Raw genomic sequence first — 16,382 nt, 5'->3', positions numbered from 1 at the left:
ACATTTCTGCATCATTTCGATGGCCACCGGATCCCAGATAAAACCAGCGCGCTCGTCAGCAACGATCGCCATGGTGGACGACGACGAATCCGTTCGAATGGCGCTGTCCAGTTCGCTGCGTTCGGCAAGCTGGAAGGTCATCGACTACGCGTCCGCTCAGCACCTTCTAGGCGATCCTTGCCGCTCGTCACTGACGCTCGTCGTCGCCGATATCCAGATGCCGGACATGGACGGCTTTGCGCTGCTCGAGTCGATCAAGCTATGGCGGCGTCCTATCCCCGTCATTTTCGTTACCGCGTACGCAAGCCCGGACATGCTCGAGCGCGCAAAGCGTAACGGCGCCGCAGGCTTCTTCCCGAAGCCCGTGGATGACGCAGGACTTCTCGCACTGGTTAGTGAGCTGCTGAAAAAGTGACGCGGGCGAAGGTCCGAACGTCGGGTGCTGCCGGGCCTGACGAAATTGCCTTTATGCCGGCCGCTCGTTCAGGCCATCCGAATGTATTAGACGCGCACGCGCGTGCATCAGGCGTCACACCACATCGGACGATACCGTCTCGCGGCTTGCGCGCTTACGCTTGAAGCGTCGATCAGAGCAAAGAAATTTGTGAGGTGCGAGATGGATCAGCTTTACATGTTGCGTGCATTCGTCGCTGCCGCGCGGTATCAGAGTTTCAGCAAGGCCGCCGAATCGTTGAATGTGACCACCGGGTCCGTGTCGAAGGCGATCGCCAGGCTCGAAGCATGCGTGCAGACGAGAGTCTTGCTCAGGACCACGAGGTCCGTTTCCCTGACGGACGCAGCGCAATCGTATTACCTGATTTGTTGCCGTTTGCTCGAGGAGCTCGACGAGGCGAACCGGCGCATCGCGATGGAGCACGAGGTCAATGGCGGGAAGTTGCGGCTTGTCGTGCACCCCATACTGGTGAACGGAGCGTTCTCGCGGTTGGTACGGCGCTATCGCGCCATCGCGCCTCATGTGAGTCTGGTGGTTTCCGTTCAGGATCACGCGACGAATCTGTTCGACGGCCGTTTCGATATCGCCATTCTTCCGCCTCAACTGGTCGAGCAGTCCACCGTGATTCGCCGGACGCTATCGCGGTCGCCTCGCATTCTGGTGGCCGCTCCCGCGTATCTCGAGCAATATGGCGTACCGGAATCCGCTGCGAAGCTCGCCAATCATTTTCTGCTGATCGATCCGGAAACCAGAAAGAAGAGTGCGGAATTCATCGATCTGCATGAGGGCGGCCGGAAAGTGAGCATTTCGCCCATGTCGTCGATGGAAGGCAGCGAGGTGCTGCTTCGCGCGGCAGCGCTCGACGGCACCGGCATTGCCACGCTGCCTGAAACCATGGTTCGCGAAGATATCGATGTGGGACATCTCGTGCACGTCCTGCCGGAATGCACGGCATCGGATAGCAGCGTTGAAATGTGCCTTTTCTATGCTCACCGGGAATTGATCCCGGCACGGCTCAGGATGTTCGTCGACTTCTGTACCGAGTTCTTTCGGGCGCCGGCGAAGGCGGGTGCCGATGACGTGATACGCGTCCCGCGACCGATGAAGCGGAGCGAAGATCTGGCGATGATGTCATGACGCCTTTCCACGAGATCCAAGCGGAGTCGTTCAACGCCGAAGTGGTAGCGATGTCTCACGGATTGCTGTGAGTGCCCGCGCGTTCTGCGCAAGCCGGCTTTCCGATATTCCCATGAAATGGAAAGATCATTCCCGAGACTACGGGATTCTCTTGACTACTGAAAGTGATTAATCTGGCCAGGCTGTTTCCCCGGAGGCGTCGCCTCCATCACCTTGCTAGAGAGATTGAAATGAAATTGCTTACTGCTGTCCTTTTTGCGGGTTCGCTGGCGGCCAGCTTCGCCGTCCACGCTGAACCCCTCGCTCCCGCGCAGACGGATGCTCAACAAACGGCCCAGGCGGATACGTCCGGCGCGAATACGTCCCGGACGAATACGTATCGGGCGCCGCACCGTCGAGATACGGCACCGGCAAGGGACGCCAATGCCTGTGTGGGCCCGGCGAGTTTCTGCAACCTGTTCTTTGGTAGTTAAGGTTGTTATGGGTTGGTGCCCGCGCGCATCGATTGATCGTGATTGAGCACACGTCGATGCGCGCCGACCATGATTGCCCGTAGTTGGACCGCCATGGCGCCTTCATGGATTGCTTCGTTCGACAACGCCGGCGTCATGCAGATCATCGAGATCGCGTCCCCGTGTTTCCGGCAGATAGAAGGTGGTGACCACGCCAATCAGACTCAGAATCGCCACGTAGACGGCCAAAGGAATCCACGAAAGGATCGTTCCGCCTCGCCCACCCCAATGGCTCGTCGCCCACGCTATGATCGACGCGCCGACCAGCGGCGCCACTCCGCCCGCGATGACAGCCGACAATTCGCGTCCGACAGCCACGCCGGCATATCGATGCTGCGCGCCGAAAAGTTCGGGAAGAAGCGCGCCCTGCGTGGCGAACATACCCCAGACGCCGGCGAGCGCGACACACAGCATCGTGATGCTCGCGGTTGGACTGCCCAGGCTCAATACCCACCAGGTCGGAAACGCGAGCAGCAATTGATAGAGCGCGAAAGCGCGATAGACGGGTACTCGTCCGAAGCGGTCGCTGAGCATCCCTGCCAACGGAATGATGATCGCGCCCGAGGCACCCGCCAACAGCAGAGCAATGGGACCGATCTGCCCTTTCAGGCCCGTCGCCGTGGCGATGTAGCTGATGGCGAGAGATTGATAGATCGACGAGCCGCCGTTTTCCGCCATGCGCAGGCCGATCACCTTCAGCACCATCGGCTTCGAGTGCCGCATCAGGTGCGTCAATGGGCTGTCCTTCACCTGCTGACGGGCTTCGAGCTTCGCGAACGACGGCGACTCCTTGAGCCGCAGGCGAATCCAGATCGCGATCCCGACGATCAGCACGCTCAACAGAAACGGCACGCGCCACAGCCACGATTGCGAAAGATCCTCGACGCGCACGAGCACGAAGTAGATCGTCGCCGCCATCACGGTGCCCAGCAGCACGCCCATGAACGGCAGCGCTGCAAAGTAGCCGCGGCGTTTGGCGGGTGCGTACTCCGCCATCAGCACGGCAGCGCCCGCTTGCTCCGCGCCGGCGCCGAGCCCCTGCAAGAGACGGCAGGCGACCAATAGAATCGGCGCCCAGATGCCGGCGCTTGCGTACGTGGGTAGCACACCGATCAGCGTGCTGGCTATGCCCATCAGCAGGATCGTCGCCGTCAGCACGAACTTGCGGCCGTAACGGTCTCCCAGCGCGCCGAATACGATCCCGCCGACAGGCCGGATTGCAAAGCCGAGGAAGTAGGCACCGAAGCTCGCGATCAGACCCATCGCGGGATTGCTCGACGGAAAGAACAACGGCCCGAAGATCAACGCGGACGCCAGGTTGTACAGCGCGAAGTCGTAGTACTCGAGCGCGCTGCCGAGCGAGGCGGCCCACGCAGCCCGATACAGGTCGGCCGTCGTCACGTCCTGGCGGCTCGCGTTTTCGTTGACCGTCGCCGGGGATGCGCTGGCGACGGGATTGACGGCCGGGTTGGCCGCAATGCTGTGCTGGTGCTTCATTTCGTCTCCTTCAGATCTCGATGCCGCGGCCATGCTGTGCAGCCGGTGCGGATCATCATCCTTCCAATCGACCGGGCCTCCTCTGACGTGAGGCTCCAGACGCACTCACGCGCTATGCTTCGCTTGTCGCGCACTCGCGTGCTTCGGTTGCTTCGACCCTTGCGATCTCGTCGAGCAGTGCGGCACTCATGACGTCGAGCGGCGCCGGCTTGCCGGTATAGAGTTCAATCTGTCCGCAGAACTGATGCAGCAGCATGCGTGTTCCGTTGACGACACGGCACCCGGCCGAAGCGGCATCGCGAATCAATTTCGTCTGCACGGGCAGGAACGCCGCATCCATCACGAACAGATGCGACTGAAGCTGCCGCACGGCCAACGGATTGACGTGCGGCGCGCGAAAGCCCGCCGCTGTCGCGTTGACTACGCCGTCGAAATCGCCAGCTTCGAAGTCGGCAAGACTGCCGCCGAATTCAATGCCGAAGTCGCGAGCAAGCGCGTCGCCGCGCGACGCCGTCCGGTTGAACACCGTCACCTGCGCACCCGCGCGTTTCGCGCCCCACGCGATCGCGCGCGCGGCACCGCCCGCGCCGAGCAGCGCGACGCGCTGGCCCGCAAGCCGCGTTACCTCTTCCAGTGCGCGCACGGCTCCGGTGCAGTCCGTGTTGTAGCCGGTGAGATGGCCGTCGCGGTTGTCGATCGTATTGACCGCGCCGATCTCGCGCGCGGTCTCATCGAGCGCGTCGAGGTGTGCGATGACCGCCTGCTTGTGAGGCATCGTCACGTTCATGCCGCGTATGCCGAGCGTGCGTATCGACTGTACGGCGAGCGCCGCGTCGTCCACGCCGAAGCTCACGAATGTGTAGTCGATGCCGAGCGCGCGATAGGCGGCGTTATGCACCTTTACGTTGAACGTGAACGGCTGGCCCGCCAATGAGCCGCATAGGGTGGGAATCGAATGAGGCATGCTGGGTCTTCCGTCAGATCGTGGAGAGGTCGAAGGCCGCAACAGGCGTGGCGCCGTCGAGCACGCGCAGCAGGTTGTCGGTCGCGAGTTCCGCCATTGCGCGACGCGTTTCGTGCGTGGCCGAGCCGATGTGAGGCAGCGCAGTGACCTTCGGATGGTTGCGAAGCGGCGAATCGTGCGCCAGCGGTTCGACGGCAAATACATCTAGCCCGGCCGCGCGCAAGTGGTCACTGTCGAGCGCGGCGAGGAGTGCGTCTTCGCGCACGATCGCGCCGCGTGAGCCGTTGACGAATATCGCGCCCGGCTTCATCGCCGAGAAAGCCCCGGCGTCCATCAGTCCGCGTGTCTCGTCGCAGAGCGGCAACGTCAACGCGACGATGTCGGCGCGCGCCAGCACTTCGTCGAACGACGCTCGCTGCGCGCGGCCGGCAAGAGCGGCGGGCAGGGTCACGTCGAACGGATCGTGAAAGATCACGGGCATGTCGAAGCCGAGCGCGGCACGCCGGGCCACAGCCTGGCCGATGCGCCCGAAGCCCAGCACACCGAGCGTCTTGCCGTGCACGTCCCAGCCGAACAGGTCCTCGCCGATGTTGCGCGTCCAGCGGCCTTCGCGGACGTGATTCGACAGCTCGACGAGCCGCCGCGACGTCGCCATGACGAGCGCGAACACCGTGTCGGCCGTCGTTTCCGTCAGCACACCCGCCGTGTGGCACAGCGTGATGCCGCGTTGTTTCAGGAAGGGCAGCTCGTAGTTGTCCACGCCAACCGAGATGCTCGATATGACGCGCAGGCTATTCGCTTCGCGAAGCTCGGAGGCGCCCAGCTTATAGCTCGAACCGATCAGGCCGCATGCGCCGTGCAGCGCATCGCGAAAGCGGGGCAACTCGTCGGCGCGCCGCGGATCGGCGACGGTCACGTCGTGCCGTTCAGCGATGCGTCCGAGCAGATCGTCGGGGATCTTGCGAAATACGACTACGTGCTTGCGTGCAGCGCTCATTGCGCGTCTTCCACTGAAAAAGGCATGATCGATGTCTCCGTTTCCGGTCTTCTAGCGTTGTCGTCGGTCAATGTCATCCATGCGCGCATGTCAGACCACGCTGGTGAGGCCACCGTCGACGAAGAGCGTCTGGCCGTTCACGAAGCTCGATGCGTCCGATGCGAGAAAAACCGCGGCTCCGCACAATTCGTCGACGTTGCCCCAGCGCCCGGCCGGCGTCCGCTTGCACAGCCATGCCGAGAAATCCGGGTCGTCGACGAGGGCGCGATTCAGATCCGTCGCGAAGTAGCCCGGAGCGATCGCGTTCACCTGTATGCCGTGACGCGCCCAGTCGGCGCACATCCCTTTGGTCAACATGCGCACCGCACCCTTCGATGCGGCATACGGCGCGATGGTCGGCCTCGCCAGTTCGCTCTGCACCGAGCAGATGTTGATGATCTTGCCGTGCCCACGCCGCAGCATGTGACGCACGACCGCCTGCGAGACGTGAAACACGCCGTCGAGGTTCACCCTCATCAGTTCGTTCCAGTCCTGCGCTGCAAACGACTCGAGCGACGCCCGGCGCTGAATGCCCGCATTGTTCACAAGAATGTCGATGGGGCCCGTTTCCGACTCCAGCGCCTCGATCGCGGCCGAGACATCGTCAGCACGCGTGACATCGAAAAGCGCCGCCGTTGCGTCCAGCCGTTCTTCACGTAGCAGGCTCTGTGCGGTTCGAGCGCTGGCCTCGTCACGCGCGTTGATAACCACGGCCGCACGCGCGCGAGCAAGACCGCGTGCCAGCGCCAGCCCGATGCCGCGGCTGGATCCGGTGATCAGTGCGCGCCGGCCGGACAGATCGAATAGATTGAGTGCTTGATTCGTCATTGCGTGTGCGGCGCGTGGCATCGTCTGATTCGCGCCGTTCCTCCATGAGACGTAGTTCACAGCAAAGGCAGACAGCGAGCCAATAGTCTTTCATGACGCTGTTATCATGAATCGTGATTACCGCGACAAGCCGACACCGCGCCCGACCCCGCAATCCGAATGGACGTTGGAGATGACCATGGAGCTGAAACATCTGCGCGCATTCGTCGCGTTGGCGGAAGAGTTGCATTTCGGGCGTGCGGCTGAACGGCTGTGCATCGTGCAGCCGGCGCTGAGCATGCAGATAAAGTCGCTCGAAGAGGAGTTGCAGGTTCGTCTGTTCGAGCGGGACCGCCACAAAGTCGCGCTGTCGGAGACGGGCGCGCTATTCCTGCCCGAAGCCCGCGCGACGCTTCATCAGGCACAGCGCGCCGAGCAGACCGCGCGTCTTTCGTCCCAAGGTGAAATCGGCACGCTGCGGATTGCGTTCGTATCGTCGGTGCTACCGGAGTTGCTGCCCAATCTCATCCGCGCGATGCACGCGCGTTACCCGCGCATCACGCTGGAACTGAAGGACATGCCGACGCCCGACCAGATTGCGGCGCTGCACGACAACAAGCTCGACTTCGGTCTGATACGCCTACCCGTGCATGCTGCCGGAGTTGAAACCCGCGTGGTGCTGGAAGAATCTTTCGTCGTGGCCGTACCTGCACGTCATCCGCTTTCCCGATTGAAGCGGATACACCCGACGGATCTGCGCGAGCGCCCGGTCTTCATGCTCGCGCGCCGGTATGCGCCGGGCTTTTACGACGATATTCTCGTCGCCTTCAAACAGCAGGGCGTGACTCTTCAGATCGAGAGGGAACTCGGTGAGTTCACGACGATGCTCGCACTGATTGCGGCCGGGCTGGGAATCGGGGTGATCCCCGCGCAAGCGGCGATAGCGCTGCCGCCCAAAGTCACGGCAAGGCCGCTCGACCTTCGCGATCACCATACCGGCATTGGCATTGCGTACACGCAACTCGACAGCGCGACGAAGCGTGCATTCGTCGACGTGGTCGATCGAAGCATCGGCAGCGGAGCGGCATGAGCGGGCTGGGGAGGGGGGCGGCTGGACGGGATGCAGCCGGGTCGGTCCGTCCTGACTGCGCCGATACTGTGCGCTTCCCTGCGAACGCGGATCAGTGCAGCGCGTAAGAGAGGTCACACGCGATCTCGTTGGATAAAAAAACACCAACCCATATGGGTTGGTGTTTTGCTTGGAGTATTGCTGGTATCAGAACTGATTCATCGTGTTGTCTTTACCCGCCGCTTTCAGGGCCGCTTCGCCGCTGAAATACTCCTTGTGGTCGTCGCCGATGTCCGAGCCGGACATGTTCTGGTGCTTGACGCAGGCGATGCCCTGACGGATTTCCTTACGCTGCACGCCAGCCACATAACCCAGCATGCCCTGGTCGCCGAAGTACTCCTTGGCGAGGTTGTCGGTCGACAGCGCCGCGGTGTGGTAAGTCGGCAGCGTGATCAGGTGGTGGAAGATCCCTGCTTCGCGCGCAGCGTCGGCCTGGAAGGTGCGAATTTTTTCGTCGGCGGCGATCGCCAGTTCGGTCTGGTCGTATTCCGCGCTCATCAGCTGATTGCGCTCGTATGCCGACACATCCTTGCCTGCGGCCTTCATCGCGTCATAGGCCTGTTGCCGGAAGTTCAGGGTCCAGTTGAACGACGGGCTGTTGTTGTACACCAGCTTGGCGTTCGGGATGACTTTGCGAATCTCGTTGACCATACCGGCGATCTGGGCGATATGCGGCTTTTCGGTTTCGATCCACAGCAGGTCGGCGCCGTTTTGCAGCGAGGTGATGCAATCCAGCACGCAGCGTGCTTCGCCCGTGCCGGCGCGGAACTGGAACAGGTTGCTAGGCAGGCGCTTGGGACGCAGCAGCTTGCCGTCGCGCTTGATGACGACGTCGCCATTGCCCAGTGCGTCGGCCGAGATTTCGTCGCAATCGAGGAACGAGTTGTATTGGTCGCCCAGGTCGCCCGGAGCGTGGGTCACGGCGATCTGCTTGGTCAGGCCGGCGCCCAGCGAGTCGGTACGGCACACGATGATGCCGTCGTCCACGCCAAGTTCCAGGAACGCGTATCGGATCGCGCGGACCTTGGCGAGGAAGTCCTCGTGCGGTACGGTGACCTTGCCGTCCTGGTGGCCGCACTGCTTCTCGTCGGACACCTGGTTTTCGATCTGGATGCAGCACGCGCCCGCTTCGATGAATTGCTTGGCCAGCAGGTAGGTTGCTTCGGCGTTGCCAAAGCCCGCGTCGATGTCGGCGATGATGGGCACGACGTGGGTGACGTGGTTATCGATCTTTTCCTGGATGGCCGCCTTCGCGGAGCCTTCGGCCGCGTCGAGCTGACGGAACAGGCCGCCCAGTTCGCGGGCGTCGGCCTGGCGCAAGAAGGTGTACAGCTCACGGATCAGCGCGCTGACGGAGGTTTTTTCGTGCATCGACTGGTCCGGCAGCGGGCCGAACTCGGAGCGCAGCGCGGCCACCATCCAGCCGGACAGGTAAAGATAGCGGCGCTCGGTGCTGTTGAAGTGCTTCTTGATGGAGATCATTTTCTGCTGGCCGATGAAGCCGTGCCAGCAGCCCAGCGACTGGGTGTACTTCGACGGGTCGGCATCGTACGCGGCCATGTCGGCGCGCATGATCTTCGCGGTGTACTTCGCGATGTCCAGGCCCGTTTTGAACTTGTTCTGGGCACGCATGCGTGCGGCAGATTCCGGATTGATGGCATTCCACGCGCTGCCTTGTTTCTCCTTCAAACCAGCAACTGCCTTGATGTCGTCTTGATATTGGGACATGAGAATCTCCTTGAGAGCAAAGCACGATTGAGTAGACGGTTCAGCGTGCCGCTAGGTATTTCGAGCGCACTGCATGACTAAATGGTAGCGCCGCCTGGATGCGTTTTGGCAAAGTCTTATATAAGACATAAGACATAATTTTTGCTTAGTTTTCAATGAGATAGACAGCTATTTTTGCGATGCAAAACGTGGTTTCAAGCGACAAAAAGATGGTGCTGAAGAAATTCGAAGTGAATTCCGCAATGTGAAACGTGCTTTCGGGTGTTGGAGGCGGGGCAAGCACGCATGCCCGAACAAGGGATTGCTGGCCTCACAGGCGGGCCAGCAGATTCTGTGGCTGGTTGTTGCCGCGATCAGGCGATGTCCCTGGCGGGACCAGGGAGCGTCACGAGGCAAACACGTTCAGGGTGGAGTCGATCGCATCGCCGAGCGTGTCGAAGGCAGGACCGATGTCTTCATCGGGTACGCACGCGTAACCGAGCAGCAATCCCGACGAGTCGAGTGACGGCTGCGCGTAATAACCCGACAGCGGCCGCACGATGATATTGCGCTCCAGCGCGGCGGCCGCGACCAGACGGTCGTCGCTGCCCGCGGGCAATTGCATGACCAGGTGCAGGCCGGCGTCGCCTCCCACCGCCGGCAGTGCATCACCGTAACGTCGCGACGCTGCGTCGAGCACAATCTGCCGACGCTGCCCATAGAGCGTGCGCATCTTGCGGATATGCGACGCGAAGTGCCCCTCGGCGATGAACTCCGCAAGCATCGCCTGCTGCAGCAACTGTCCCTCGCGATACAACTCGGCGCTCGCGGTGGCGAAGCTCTCTGCCAGCGCTTCCGGCACGACCAGATAGCCGATCCGCAAACCTGGAAACAGCGTCTTGCTGAAGCTACCCACGTAAATCACCTGGCCCGACATATCGAGCCCTTGCAGCGACGCCAGTGGGCGGCTGCCATAGCGGAATTCGCTGTCGTAGTCGTCCTCGATGATCCAGCATGTGTGCTGCCGGGCGTACTCGAGCAACATGCGGCGGCGCGCGAGGCTCATCACCATGCCGAGCGGATACTGATGCGACGGCGTGACGAGCATCAATTTGGGAGGCTGGGCGAGATCGTCGGGTGAAGGATTGATGCCTTCGGCGTCGACGGCGATCGGCCGCGTTTGCAGGCCGGACACGTGCAGCACACTGCGCACGCCCCAATAACAGGGGTCTTCGGTCCAGATCACATCGCCCGGATCGGACAGTAGCCGCACGGCCAGATCGACCGATTGGTGAATCCCGGTCGTGATGATGATCTGCTCGGGTGTGCAGCGCACTGAGCGCGAGGTGCGCAGATAGTCGGCCAGCGCGTGCCGCAGCGAGGCCAGGCCTCCGCCGGGCGCATACGTGAGCAGGTCTGGACGAAGCCGCCGCCAATACTTGTTATGCAGGCGGCTCCATTCACGCGCCGGAAACTTCGTGACGTCCGGCACGCCCGGCATGAACGCGCCCCACTGACGCTTCGACACGCCTGCGCCGGCGATCAGCCGCGCGCCGCGCGCCGAGAGCACACGGGTTGCCGGTAGCTCCAATGGCGTGCGATGTGTGCCGGATGACTCCACATCGAGCGCACCGACGATCTCGTCCGGCGCGCTGTCGGCGACGAAAGTGCCGCGCCCGGTCGCTGAACTCACATAGCCTTCGAGCACCAGCTGCTCATACACCTGCGTGACGGTGTTGCGCCCGATACCCAACTCCTGCGCAAGCAACCGCGACGACGGCACCTTGCTGCCCGCCGGCAATTCCCGCGACAGGATCGCCTGCTGCAGTAGCCGGTGCAACTGGCGATAGATTGGCTGGCCGTTGCCCCGGTCGAGGCGCTGCGCCAGCCAGTCCGACAAAACGCTCCTGCGCACGATTGGCTCCTACATTCTTATCGAAATGGATCTGAAGTTGCGAGCCAAATCTCATTATAGTCGCTGCATGTGCCACGCCGTGGGCGCGGCATCCGTCAAAAACCGGGAGCGAAGGAGACGTCGATGAAGAATGCAGAACTGAAGAGCCGCAAGGACGCCGCCACGCCGCGCGGCGTCGGGGTCATGTGCGATTTCTATGCCGCGCGCGCCGAGAACGCGGAGCTATGGGATGTTGAAGGCCGCCGCTTTATCGACTTTGCCGCTGGCATCGCGGTGTGCAACACGGGGCACCGCCATCCCCGGATCGTCGCCGCGATCCGCGACCAGCTCGATCATTTCACCCACACGGCGTACCAGATCGTTCCGTATGCGTCGTATGTCGAACTGGCCGAGAAGATCAACCAGCGCGCGCCGGGCGACTATCCGAAGAAGACCGCTTTTTTCACGACCGGCGCCGAAGCCGTCGAGAACGCGATCAAGATTGCGCGCGCCGCGACCGGTCGTCCGGGCGTGATCGCCTTCACCGGCGGCTTCCACGGCCGCACCCTGATGGGCATGGCGCTGACCGGGAAGGTTGCGCCGTACAAGATCGGCTTCGGCCCGTTCCCCGCGGACGTGTTCCATGCGCCGTTCCCGAATCCGTTGCACGGCGTAACCACCGAGGATTCGCTGAAGCACATCGAGTACCTGTTCAAGGCCGACATCGATCCTAAGCGCGTGGCCGCGATCATCTTTGAACCGGTTCAGGGCGAAGGCGGCTTCTATCAGGCGCCCGTCGAGTTCGTGCGCGCATTGCGCAAGCTGTGCAACGAGCACGGCATCCTGCTGATCGCCGACGAAGTGCAGACGGGCTTCGCCCGCACCGGCAAGCTCTTTGCGATGCATCACTACGATGTGGTACCCGATCTGATGACGATGGCCAAGAGCCTCGCCGGCGGCATGCCGCTGTCGGGCGTGGTCGGCCGGGCCGACGTGATGGATGCGGCCGCGCCCGGCGGCCTCGGCGGTACCTACGCCGGCAATCCGCTGGCGCTGGCCGCGGCGCATGCCGTACTCGACATCATCGACGATGAAAGCCTGTGCGACCGGGCCACCGTTCTTGGCAACCGGATCAAGGCCAAGCTCGCGGCACTGCAAAGCGAAGTCCCTCAAATCGCCGACGTGCGCGGTCCCGGCGGTATGGTGGCCGTCGAGTTCTGCAAGGCGGGCGGCTCGGAGCCGGACGTCGATTTCACGAAGCGCGTGCAGGCTCGCGCGCTCGAGCGCGGTTTGCTGCTGCTCGTGTGTGGGGTCTATTCCAATGTGGTGCGCTTCCTGTTCCCGCTCACGATCCAGGACGCCGTGTTCGACGAAGCCATGGCGATTCTGGAAGCGGCAATCAAGGACAGTGTCGCGGTCGCGGCATGAAGTCCACTGACCCGCGCCGGATGCTTTGACGCGTGCGGCGCGACCCGACACGCACGATCGAACTCGAAGAGCTCAAACACATGACTACATTGACGCTGAAAGATCCGTCTCTCCTCAAGACCCGCGCGTTTATCGCGGGCGAATGGCAACACGCCGACAACGGCGCGGCCTTCGAAGTGCGCAATCCCGCGACCGGCGAAACCATCGCCACGGTGCCGCGCATGGGAGCGGCCGAAACGCGCCGCGCCATCGACTCGGCAAATGTCGCGTGGCCGGCATGGCGCGCGACCACGGCGAAGCAACGCGCGGCGATCCTGCGCAAATGGCACGATCTGATGCTGGAAAACGCCGACGATCTGGCGAAGATCCTGACCACCGAACAAGGCAAGCCGCTCGCCGAGGCCAAAGGCGAGATCCAGTACGCGGCGTCCTTTCTCGAATGGTTCGCTGAAGAAGGCAAGCGCATCTACGGTGACACCATTCCTACCCCGGCGGGCGACAAGCGCATTGTCGTCACGAAAGAGCCGGTCGGCGTGTGCGCGGCGATCACGCCCTGGAATTTCCCGGCCGCGATGATCACGCGCAAAGTCGGTCCCGCGCTGGCCGCGGGCTGCACGATCATCGTCAAACCGGCAGGAGCGACGCCGTTGTCCGCGCTCGCGATGGCCGTGCTGGCCGAACGCGCAGGCGTGCCACGCGGCGTGTTCAGCGTCGTGACGGGCGAATCGAACGCGATCGGCTCCGAACTGACCGGCAATCCGGTCGTGCGCAAGCTGTCGTTCACCGGCTCGACGCCGCTTGGCCGCCAGTTGATGGCGCAGTGCGCGCCGACGGTGAAGAAGGTGTCGCTCGAACTCGGCGGCAATGCGCCGTTCATCGTGTTCGACGATGCCGATCTCGACGCGGCTGTCGCCGGTGCCATCGCCTCGAAATATCGCAATAGCGGGCAGACCTGCGTCTGTACCAACCGCTTCTACGTGCACGACAAGGTCTACGACGCGTTCGCCGACAAGCTGCGGGTCGCTGTGGGTCAACTGAAGGTGGGCAACGGCACGGAAGACGGGGTCACGCAAGGTCCGTTGATCAACGAAGCTGCGGTGCTGAAGGTCGAGTCGCATATCGAAGACGCGCTCGCGAAGGGCGCGCGCATCGTCGCCGGCGGCAAGCGTCACGCGCTCGGTCAAAGCTTTTTCGAGCCAACCGTGCTCGCGGATGTCACGCAGTCCATGAAAGTCGCGAGCGACGAAACATTCGGACCGCTCGCACCGCTGTTCCGCTTCTCGTCCGACGAGGAAGTGATCAGGATGGCCAACGACACGGAGTTCGGCCTCGCGTCGTATTTCTATAGCCGCGATATCGGCCGTGTCTGGCGCATCGCCGAGGCGTTGGAGTACGGCATGGTCGGCATCAACACCGGCCTGATCTCGAACGAAGTGGCGCCGTTCGGCGGCGTCAAGCAATCGGGCCTGGGCCGTGAAGGCTCGCACTACGGTATCGACGACTACGTGGTCATCAAGTACATGTGCGTCGGCGGGATCTGAGCGCTGCGCACTGGGTATTCAACGCGCGCTTGTTGCAGCGGCGCGTCGCGCAGCAGTGATGCCGGACGCCAGGCGGCGCGCCGGCATTGATGATCGCATTACGATTCACCGTTTGCGGGAAGGTGCGCCTTCGTCAAGTCTTCGAGGAAAGCCGTGACGATCGGGCTTTGGCGGCCACGCGCCTGGGTGACCACGTGAAACGTCACTTCATAACGGAGCACTTCAGGGTTGAGAGCGGCAAGCAGGCCCTGTTTGACGTAGGGATCCGCGAAATGCCGCGGCAGGTATCCGAGGTGATGACCCGAGAGAATCAGCAGCGAGACGGCTTCCATGTTGTCGGCTTGCGCAGTGACCTTGCCGGGCGTGGTGGAGAGCTGCACCTCGGGCAGGGGATAGGTGCGCCAGGCCCACTCGAAATCCGCAACCGTCGCGGCATCTAGCCGACCGGACCGCTCGAACAGCGGATGGCCCCGGCCGCAATATGCGATCTGCTGCTCGCTGAAGAGCGGCGCATAGTCGAGCGTGGGCACCCGGTGCCAGAAATAGCCGACCGCGATCTGGACCTGCCCGCTGAGCAGGTGCTCTTCCAACTCCCCTGGCGACCTGACCGAAATAGAGAAGCGCACCGCTTCGTCGCGTTCCCTGAAAGAGGCGATTGCCTGGCTGATACGAGCATTCTGGCTAACGGGCGTGTGCCCGATCAGACCGATGTTCAAGGTGCCGACCAGCTTCCGGTCCATGTTCCGCGCATTGCTGCTGAACTCATCCACCGCTTCGAACAGTTTTTTGCCAAGCTCGTAGAAGCGCTCCCCGCGGGACGTGAGCCGGAATCCGCTTCGGCCGCGCTCGCACAGCCGATAGCCAAGCCGGGTCTCGAGCGTCGATAACTGCGTGCTGATGGTCGGCTGACCGACGTTCAGGGTGGTTTGCGCAACGCTGATTCCGCCGGCGTCCACCACGGCGAGGAAGACGCGGATCAGGCGCAGGTCCAGATCGGTCAAGCTTCCTGGCACGCTGCCTCCACCGCGCGCAGCGATACATTGCAACTCATCAATGTGAACATTCCGAATTCGAGATTCATTTCTGACTTTTGAACGCTTACAAATGTACGTATGCCGAGATTCAATGATACGGCAGTCTAAATGAAAGCGGAGATTGGATATGTCAGACAGCTATTTTCATCCGTTGGGCGGCAACGAGATGCCGCGCTGCGGCGGCATTGCGACGATGATGCGTCTACCGAACCTTGCGTCGGCCGAAGGTCTCGATGCGTGCTTTGTTGGCGTGCCGTTCGACCTCGGTACCTCGAACCGCACCGGTGCGCGCTTCGGGCCGCGCCAGATTCGCAGCGAGTCGGTGCTACTGCGTCCGTACAACATGGCGACGCGCGCCGCGCCATTCGATTCGCTCCGCGTGGCCGACATCGGCGACGTGGCGATCAATCCGTACAACCTGCTCGATTCGATCACGCGCATCGAAACCGCGTATGACGAAATCCTCAAGCACGGCGCCAAGCCGATCACGCTGGGTGGGGACCACACCATCGCGCTGCCGATTCTGCGCGCGATGCATCGCAAGTACGGCAAGGTCGGACTGATTCACGTCGACGCCCACGCAGACGTCAACGACACGATGATGGGAGAGAAGATCGCGCATGGCACGCCGTTTCGCCGCGCGGTGGAAGAAGGGCTGGTGGATTGCGAGCGGGTCGTGCAGATTGGTCTGCGCGGCACGGGCTATGCGGCCGAAGACTTCGACTGGTGCCGCAACCAGGGTTTCCGCGTCGTACAGGCAGAGGAATGCTGGAACCAATCGCTCGCACCGCTGATGGAAGAGGTGCGACGGCGCGTCGATGGCGGGCCAGTCTATTTGACTTTCGATATCGACGGGATCGATCCCGCGTATGCGCCGGGAACCGGCACGCCGGAGATCGCGGGGCTGACGGTGCCACAGGCACTGGAGATCATTCGCGGCTGCTGGGGTTTGAACCTGGTCGGTGCGGATCTCGTCGAAGTGGCGCCGCCCTACGATCCATTCGGCACGACCGCATTGCTCGGTGCGAATCTCGCGTACGAGATGCTGTGTGTTCTGCCTGGCGTGAAGCGTCGTGACTAACCGTGGTGTTAGCCGGCCTGCGATGTATTGATGAGTATTACAACAACTAACGTGGATTTTTCCAATCCGGAAAGCCAATAAAAGGGCGGTTTCAAGCCGAAGTGCAACAAGGGGGTTAATGTTTAGCGTCTTGGGGTTGACTTGCTGAGGCGAGCGTAGCG

General features: G+C 62.4%; 13 protein-coding genes. 6 read left to right on the top strand and 7 right to left on the bottom strand.

Going from position 1 to position 16,382, the window contains the following annotated elements:
* The first annotated feature begins 19 nt into the window (after positions 1 to 19).
* Positions 20 to 415: a response regulator gene (locus tag EVC45_RS38625; protein WP_129963379.1), complete on the top strand. Its 396-nt coding sequence runs from the start codon at positions 20 to 22 to the stop codon at positions 413 to 415.
* A gap of 201 nt (positions 416 to 616) precedes the next feature.
* Positions 617 to 1,591 carry a LysR family transcriptional regulator gene (locus EVC45_RS38620; RefSeq protein ID WP_129963378.1) on the top strand — a complete coding sequence of 325 codons (975 nt, stop codon included), beginning with the start codon at positions 617 to 619 and terminating at the stop codon, positions 1,589 to 1,591.
* Positions 1,592 to 2,166: 575 nt separating this feature from the next.
* On the opposite strand, the gene EVC45_RS38610 is transcribed toward EVC45_RS38620, so the two are convergent.
* From EVC45_RS38610 to EVC45_RS38595, 4 genes are all read right to left on the bottom strand, one after another.
* Positions 2,167 to 3,600: an MFS transporter gene (locus EVC45_RS38610; RefSeq protein WP_129963376.1), complete on the bottom strand. Its 1,434-nt coding sequence runs from the start codon at positions 3,598 to 3,600 to the stop codon at positions 2,167 to 2,169.
* A 112-nt stretch (positions 3,601 to 3,712) separates the two neighbouring features.
* A complete protein-coding gene (gene aroE, locus EVC45_RS38605; RefSeq protein WP_129963375.1) occupies positions 3,713 to 4,564 on the bottom strand; it encodes a shikimate dehydrogenase in 852 nt (283 codons plus the stop codon).
* A 13-nt stretch (positions 4,565 to 4,577) separates the two neighbouring features.
* Positions 4,578 to 5,561 carry a D-glycerate dehydrogenase gene (locus tag EVC45_RS38600; RefSeq protein ID WP_129963374.1) on the bottom strand — a complete coding sequence of 328 codons (984 nt, stop codon included), beginning with the start codon at positions 5,559 to 5,561 and terminating at the stop codon, positions 4,578 to 4,580.
* Positions 5,562 to 5,651: 90 nt separating this feature from the next.
* Positions 5,652 to 6,428 (bottom strand): glucose 1-dehydrogenase, encoded by a 777-nt coding sequence (locus EVC45_RS38595; RefSeq protein ID WP_129963373.1) that lies wholly within the window; start codon positions 6,426 to 6,428, stop codon positions 5,652 to 5,654.
* Positions 6,429 to 6,606: 178 nt separating this feature from the next.
* Between EVC45_RS38595 and EVC45_RS38590 the strand changes: the two genes are divergently transcribed.
* A complete protein-coding gene (locus EVC45_RS38590) occupies positions 6,607 to 7,497 on the top strand; it encodes a LysR family transcriptional regulator (RefSeq protein WP_129963372.1) in 891 nt (296 codons plus the stop codon).
* A 186-nt stretch (positions 7,498 to 7,683) separates the two neighbouring features.
* On the opposite strand, the gene EVC45_RS38585 is transcribed toward EVC45_RS38590, so the two are convergent.
* Complete coding sequence (locus EVC45_RS38585) at positions 7,684 to 9,264, bottom strand: isocitrate lyase (RefSeq protein ID WP_129963371.1); 1,581 nt, start codon at positions 9,262 to 9,264, stop codon at positions 7,684 to 7,686.
* Positions 9,265 to 9,649: 385 nt separating this feature from the next.
* Complete coding sequence (locus EVC45_RS38580) at positions 9,650 to 11,158, bottom strand: PLP-dependent aminotransferase family protein (protein ID WP_129963370.1); 1,509 nt, start codon at positions 11,156 to 11,158, stop codon at positions 9,650 to 9,652.
* 123 nt (positions 11,159 to 11,281) lie between these two features.
* On the opposite strand from EVC45_RS38580, the gene EVC45_RS38575 reads away from it, so the two are divergent.
* Together EVC45_RS38575 and gabD are read left to right on the top strand one after the other, a co-directional pair.
* Positions 11,282 to 12,565: a 4-aminobutyrate--2-oxoglutarate transaminase gene (locus EVC45_RS38575; protein WP_129963369.1), complete on the top strand. Its 1,284-nt coding sequence runs from the start codon at positions 11,282 to 11,284 to the stop codon at positions 12,563 to 12,565.
* An 80-nt stretch (positions 12,566 to 12,645) separates the two neighbouring features.
* Entirely contained in the window at positions 12,646 to 14,106 is a 1,461-nt protein-coding gene (gabD, locus tag EVC45_RS38570; protein WP_129963368.1) for an NADP-dependent succinate-semialdehyde dehydrogenase, read from the top strand.
* A gap of 98 nt (positions 14,107 to 14,204) precedes the next feature.
* Here the strand turns inward: gabD and EVC45_RS38565 are convergent, their stop codons facing one another.
* A complete protein-coding gene (locus EVC45_RS38565) occupies positions 14,205 to 15,119 on the bottom strand; it encodes a LysR family transcriptional regulator (protein ID WP_129963367.1) in 915 nt (304 codons plus the stop codon).
* 148 nt (positions 15,120 to 15,267) lie between these two features.
* On the opposite strand from EVC45_RS38565, the gene speB reads away from it, so the two are divergent.
* Positions 15,268 to 16,221, top strand: a complete 954-nt coding sequence (gene speB / locus EVC45_RS38560) for an agmatinase (RefSeq protein WP_129963366.1) — start codon at positions 15,268 to 15,270, stop codon at positions 16,219 to 16,221.
* Positions 16,222 to 16,382: the final 161 nt, after the last annotated feature.

Source organism: Paraburkholderia sp. UYCP14C, from assembly GCF_004197395.1.
GTDB lineage: Bacteria > Pseudomonadota > Gammaproteobacteria > Burkholderiales > Burkholderiaceae > Paraburkholderia.
This window is presented reverse-complemented; position numbering and strand designations above follow the sequence as displayed.